This is a genomic window from Vibrio sp. 10N.222.46.A1, from assembly GCF_041473595.1.
In the GTDB taxonomy this organism is placed as follows: domain Bacteria; phylum Pseudomonadota; class Gammaproteobacteria; order Enterobacterales; family Vibrionaceae; genus Vibrio; species Vibrio tasmaniensis_A.
This window is the reverse complement of the sequence record NZ_JBFRSN010000216.1, coordinates 1-5,151: the sequence shown is the minus strand read 5'-3', so window position 1 is coordinate 5,151 and position 5,151 is coordinate 1. Positions and strand designations below refer to the sequence as shown.

At 44.6% G+C, this 5,151-nt stretch carries 5 protein-coding genes and 1 other RNA gene; 3 read left to right on the top strand and 3 right to left on the bottom strand.

Annotated features, from left to right (window positions below; translation table 11 throughout):
- The first annotated feature begins 220 nt into the window (after positions 1-220).
- Positions 221-317: signal recognition particle sRNA small type (gene ffs / locus AB4496_RS07275), an RNA gene on the top strand.
- Between the two features lie 219 nt (positions 318-536).
- On the opposite strand, the gene nagA is transcribed toward ffs, so the two are convergent.
- The 3 genes from nagA to AB4496_RS07260 all read right to left on the bottom strand — a co-directional run bounded on the left by nagA (position 537) and on the right by AB4496_RS07260 (position 3,304).
- The gene (gene nagA, locus AB4496_RS07270) at positions 537-1,679 is read right to left on the bottom strand and encodes an N-acetylglucosamine-6-phosphate deacetylase (RefSeq protein ID WP_009847250.1); all 1,143 of its coding nucleotides are present in this window, start codon (positions 1,677-1,679) and stop codon (positions 537-539) included.
- A gap of 78 nt (positions 1,680-1,757) precedes the next feature.
- Positions 1,758-2,621 (bottom strand): N-acetylmannosamine kinase, encoded by an 864-nt coding sequence (locus AB4496_RS07265; RefSeq protein ID WP_102257789.1) that lies wholly within the window; start codon positions 2,619-2,621, stop codon positions 1,758-1,760.
- 2 nt (positions 2,622-2,623) lie between these two features.
- Positions 2,624-3,304 (bottom strand): putative N-acetylmannosamine-6-phosphate 2-epimerase, encoded by a 681-nt coding sequence (locus AB4496_RS07260; RefSeq protein WP_372071310.1) that lies wholly within the window; start codon positions 3,302-3,304, stop codon positions 2,624-2,626.
- Between the two features lie 253 nt (positions 3,305-3,557).
- Between AB4496_RS07260 and AB4496_RS07255 the strand changes: the two genes are divergently transcribed.
- Together AB4496_RS07255 and AB4496_RS07250 are read left to right on the top strand one after the other, a co-directional pair.
- Positions 3,558-4,523 (top strand): sialic acid TRAP transporter substrate-binding protein SiaP, encoded by a 966-nt coding sequence (locus tag AB4496_RS07255; RefSeq protein ID WP_102257791.1) that lies wholly within the window; start codon positions 3,558-3,560, stop codon positions 4,521-4,523.
- Between the two features lie 64 nt (positions 4,524-4,587).
- On the top strand, positions 4,588-5,097 hold the full coding sequence (locus AB4496_RS07250) for a TRAP transporter small permease (RefSeq protein ID WP_009847245.1): 510 nt from the start codon (positions 4,588-4,590) through the stop codon (positions 5,095-5,097).
- The last annotated feature ends 54 nt before the right edge of the window (positions 5,098-5,151 follow it).

Here is a 5,151-nt window from a genome sequence, read left to right as displayed (position 1 = left end):
GATAATGAAGACATCGATATTTAGCTCTTCTGTAACCAAACCTTCCAACTGCAGGTAAATGGCGAATTTACCTGCGATTTGCGAATGGGTTGAATAAAGGATAAGCACTTAGAACGCAATTGTTCAAAAATAGGGTGGAAGGGCTTGCAATGGTTGCTGCGATGCTTAATAATCCAATCACTCTTTGAGGCAAGCCTCTTAGAAAAAGAATCTATGGAGGCTCTGGTCCTCCCGCAACACTAACTTGTGAACTCGGTCAGGCCTGGAAGGGAGCAGCCGCAGCAGGCGACGTGTGTGCCGGGATGTGGCTGGGGCTTCCACCCATTAAAAAAGCCGCTCTTAATGAGCGGCTTTTTGCTATCTGCACTATGAGTTTTCAGACTCGACTTTTACTGTAGAGTCACAATAAAAGTGACTTTACTATGTTCGACCAAACTAAGAAATTATCCCACCCCTATAAGTTCGTTAGTTTACTATTGCTACTGCAGACTCGGAGCTTCGTGAGTTGATATCTGCCGCTTGCGATATGACTTGAGTTAGCTTTTCCAAATTTCTCCGTCTACGAGAACTGCTTGTGTATGATAGCTATCATTTAGAATTGTTGCTGCTGCAATATATCCTTCTTTCAAGTAACCAAGAGAGCTCCCACTTCGCAACGCATGTGCAGGGTAAGTCGATGCCATTTTAAAAGCTTCTTCTTCATCAATTCCCCATGCAATAATATTAGCAACAGATTGATCCATACCAATATGTGCACCAGCTAGGTTGCCATTCGAATTGACCAATTTGTTCTCAACAACTTTGATAATTTCGTTGTTGAGAACGAAGCTATTGTCTGCGCTACCGACTGAGCCCATAGCATCTGAGACAATTAGCAATTTTCCTTTCGGTTTTGCTCGGTGGGCAAGCTTGATGTTTGTAGGGGCAACGTGAATCCCATCGGTAATAATTGAGCACCACGCGTGATCAGTCATTAACGCTGTGCCAACAACGCCCGGTTCTCTGCCGTTTAGAGGAGACATTGCGTTGTATAGGTGTGTGAAGCCATCAATATGGGATAAGGTTTCTTCGCTTAGTTGCTGCTCTGTTGCATTACTATGGCCACAAGACACCAATACCCCTTTACGAGAAAGCCAGTCAATAGCGGCCGAATTTACAGCTTCAGGAGCTAAAGTAATAAGCGTTTTTCCCTGAGTTAGCCAAGGAAGGTCGAGGAGTCCGGCGACGGTAGGGTCGTAAAAATGACTGGTATCATGAGCGCCTTTTTTTTCCGGGCTTAGCCATGGTCCTTCTAAGTGGACACCCAATACGCCCTTAGTTTTATTTTCTAGAGCGGAACGAGTAGCCAACAAGGCTTGTTTGATCTTTTCTGAACTGTCGCTGATTAACGTAGGTAGCAAGTAAGCAGTACCATGTTTTCTATGGGCATGGCAGATGGTTTCAATGCCTTTGACGTCGGTTTGTTGGTTGAACATGACACCGCCGCCACCGTTTACTTGGAGGTCGATAAACCCTGGTGTAAGCGTAGATGAAGGGTAGCGTATGACTTCGGCTTGCGCAGGAATACGATTCTCAGGCACGATTGAGACGATGTGGTTTTCCTGCCAAAGTAATGCGGATTCGTAGTGCATCTTCTCACCATCAAAAATACGCAGCGCTGAGATTGCTTTGAGTGTCATGAATAGTCCTTTCGCTCTTAATTGAAGAGCAGTCTTGATAAAATACGTGGTATATACAGAGCCCAAATACACTTAAACTCAGTGTTCAAAAAGAGCGGCGGCCCCTAACAGACAAGCATCATGATTGCCCTTTGCTGGTGCTAACTTGATTTGAAATGGACGCGGACGCATCTCAATGTGCTGTGCTACCCGCTCTAAATAACCAGCCGCAAGACCCACTCCCCCCCCGATTACGATCACATCTAAATCAAGGGTGGCTTTTAAATTACAACATAACGTGGCGATAGCTTGGGCGCTTTGCTGAATAATGTGTTCGGCAGAGGGGTTAAGGTGCGCTTGCTCAAAAAGTTCGACGTTAGAAATGGTGTTATTAATTGTCTGTTGGGCGTATTTATTGATGGCTGTCCCTGAGGCGATGGCTTCGACACAACCTCTTTGACCACAGCCACAAATTGGCCCGTTGGGATCAATCACTAAATGACCTATATGTCCGGCAAAGTTGTTTTGTCCGCGATGAAGCTTCCCATCAAGAATCAAGCCGCCACCGACACCGGTTGATACCGTTAGATAGGCCATGTTTTTTTCTTGATCGGTTAAGTGCAAGTATTCATACCATGCCGCTGCCTGCGCATCGTTTAGCATTGCGACTGGCTTGCCTGTTTGTGCTTTGATTTCAGTATGGAGTGGGAAAGGAGTGGGAAAGGCCAATGTGTCTGGGTTAATGGCGCTGATCCCTTGTTCTGTAACCAACCCCGTAGTGGAGATGCCAATTTGATCCACATCTTCTAACCAAGGTTCGCAGTGCTGCAGTATATGGTTTGCAAATTGATTTGCAGAAGTTACGTCAATGGTCGGGATTTGCATTCGCTCACAGAGCTTGCCATTTGAGACAAACCCCAACGCGATTTTTGTGCCGCCAATGTCAATGGCTAGGATGTTCATTATTACGCCTCTACTGCTTGAGTTGCTTTATTAAACCAGTTCGTTACGACTTCTAATCGTGTCAAGGCTGAACCAACGGTTACTGCTGTTGCACCACACTCAATGGCCTTAGCGGCAAGTTCAGGTGTGTTGTACCTGCCTTCTGCCATAGTAAAGAAACCCGCTTTAGAAAACTGTTTAACCAGTTCAAAGTCTGGTTCAGTTGGTTCACTTTCTCCAACATAACCTGACAACGTTGATCCAATGATCTCGACGCCATGCTGATGGGCCCAAAGACCGTCTTCAAAACATGAACTGTCCGCCATCGCAAAGCAACCTGTTTCCTTAATTGCGGTGACGATTGCATCGCGGCTTTCTGGTCGAATTCGGTCAGTTGCGTCAAACGCTATGATGGTTGCCCCAGCCTCTGCCAGTGCAGTGACATCGCTGCAATAAGGCGTAATTCTTACCGGACTATTCTCTAAATCACGCTTCACAATACCAATAATTGGTATGCTGACATGTTCAGAAACCGCCTTCACATTGTTGATACTTTCAATGCGGAGTGCTTTCGCTCCAGCTTGTTCTGCGGCTTGTGCCATTGCGACAATAATCTCAGTTTTCGCAAGTGGGCTGAGTTCAACTGGTTGAATAGAGACAATGGTTTGTCCGTGTAAAATGCCTTTTAAGTCATTGATACAAATTGCTTTATTTCTCACGATGGGCCTCGTCTGTATAAGTTTTGTCACGGTATTACTTGAATGCATCACAGCAATGAATGAGCAACTGTAGTGCTATTTGAATTGAATATCTGTCCGTGATCACATTTTGTTAAATCTAGGTTTGAAAATAATCTTCACCGCAATAATAATCCATAACGAAGATTTTTTTCAAACAAAATAAAAATTTTTTTTGAAAGTGGTGAAATCAGACCGAAAACCAATATAAGGGAATAATATGAAAGCCATGAACAAAATCACTATTGCTATGCTGACTCTCGGATTTGCTGTTTCTACACAAGCGGCTACAACGCTTAAAATGGGGATGCAAGCCTCAGTAGGCTCTGTGGAATACACTTCTGCGAAACTGCTTGCGGATACCATTGACGAGATGAGTAACGGGGACATCAAACTGTCACTTTTTCCAAGCGCACAGTTAGGTGATGACCGCGCAATGTTACAACAGCTAAGCCTAGGTGATTTGGATATCACTTACGCAGAATTTGGTCGTATGGGTCTTTGGATTCCTCGCGCAGAAGCCGTAACATTGCCATACGTTGCGAAAGACTATGAGCATCTACGCCGTATGTTCGAATCTGATTTTGGCCAAGGCATCCGTGAGGAAATGTTGACTAAGTTCAATTGGCGAGCGCTAGATACTTGGTACAACGGAACACGTGAAACAACGTCTAACCGCCCTCTTGAATCAATCTCAGACTTTAAAGGCTTGAAGCTTCGTGTTCCAAACGCTAAACCAAACTTAAACTACGCAAAACTGTCTGGTGCATCCCCGACACCAATGGCGTTTTCTGAAGTGTACCTAGCACTGCAAACCAACGCCGTTGATGGCCAAGAAAACCCATTGCCGACCATTAAAACAATGAAGTTCTATGAAGTTCAGAAGAACCTCGCGATCACAAACCACATTGTGAACGATCAAATGGTGATCATTTCTGAGACAACTTGGCAAAAACTGTCCGAGGCTGATCGTAAGATCGTGACTGCCGCGGTAGCGAAAGCGGGCGCTGTTCATACTGCTTCAGTGAAAAAACAAGAAGCTGAGTTAGTTGCTTTCTTTGAGTCTCAAGGCGTGAATGTTACTTACCCCGACCTTGCTCCTTTCCGTCAAGCGATGGAGCCGCTATACACGAAGTTTGAAGACAAAATTGGTCAGCCAATTGTGAAAAAACTGGCGAGCATGTAAGCCATCGTCTATTGGTAGTAAATAAGCTTGGCTGGCCATTAGAGGCCAGCCTTGGAGCTAAAAAATGTTACGTAAGATTATTGATAATATCGAAGAGATCATCACCGTGCCTTTAATGGCCATTCTGCTCCTAGTACTGACTTGGCAGATCGGAACCCGTTGGTTATTGAATGATCCTTCGCTTTGGAGTGAAGAGCTCGCACGAGTTCTTTTTATGTATATGTCGTTAATTGGTTGTGCGATGGCCATCAAAACGGGCTCGCACGTCAAAATTACTTTTTTCTCAGATAAATTACCCAACAAAATACGCTTTTCGTTAGCGTTTACTTTGGAGTTAGCTGTACTCGTGTCTATTTTTGCCATCATTTATTTAGGCTACCAGCACGTTCAACGTACCGCTTTTTTTGAACTGATCACGTTAGAAATTTCGAGTAAGTGGATGAATTACAGTTTACCACTTGCGGGGCTGTTTATGGTGGCACGTCAACTGGAAAAAATGGTTCAGTTAGTCGGTGAGTTTCGTGTAAGTACAGCTAAGTCATCTGAACAATCATCTCAAACAGTCGTTAGGTAGGAGTCATTATGGCAGGTTCAATTTTTGGCTGGTTAGCACTTCTGTTTGCAGGGA

Excerpts from the sequence above, each read along its gene's own strand:
- AB4496_RS07265 (WP_102257789.1), bottom strand. The coding sequence starts at position 2,621 with ATGAACATCCTAGCCATTGACATTGGCGGCACAAAAATCGCGTTGGGG.
- AB4496_RS07250 (WP_009847245.1), top strand. The coding sequence starts at position 4,588 with ATGTTACGTAAGATTATTGATAATATCGAAGAGATCATCACCGTGCCT.
- AB4496_RS07255 (WP_102257791.1), top strand. The coding sequence starts at position 3,558 with ATGAAAGCCATGAACAAAATCACTATTGCTATGCTGACTCTCGGATTT.
- nagA (WP_009847250.1), bottom strand. The coding sequence starts at position 1,679 with ATGACACTCAAAGCAATCTCAGCGCTGCGTATTTTTGATGGTGAGAAG.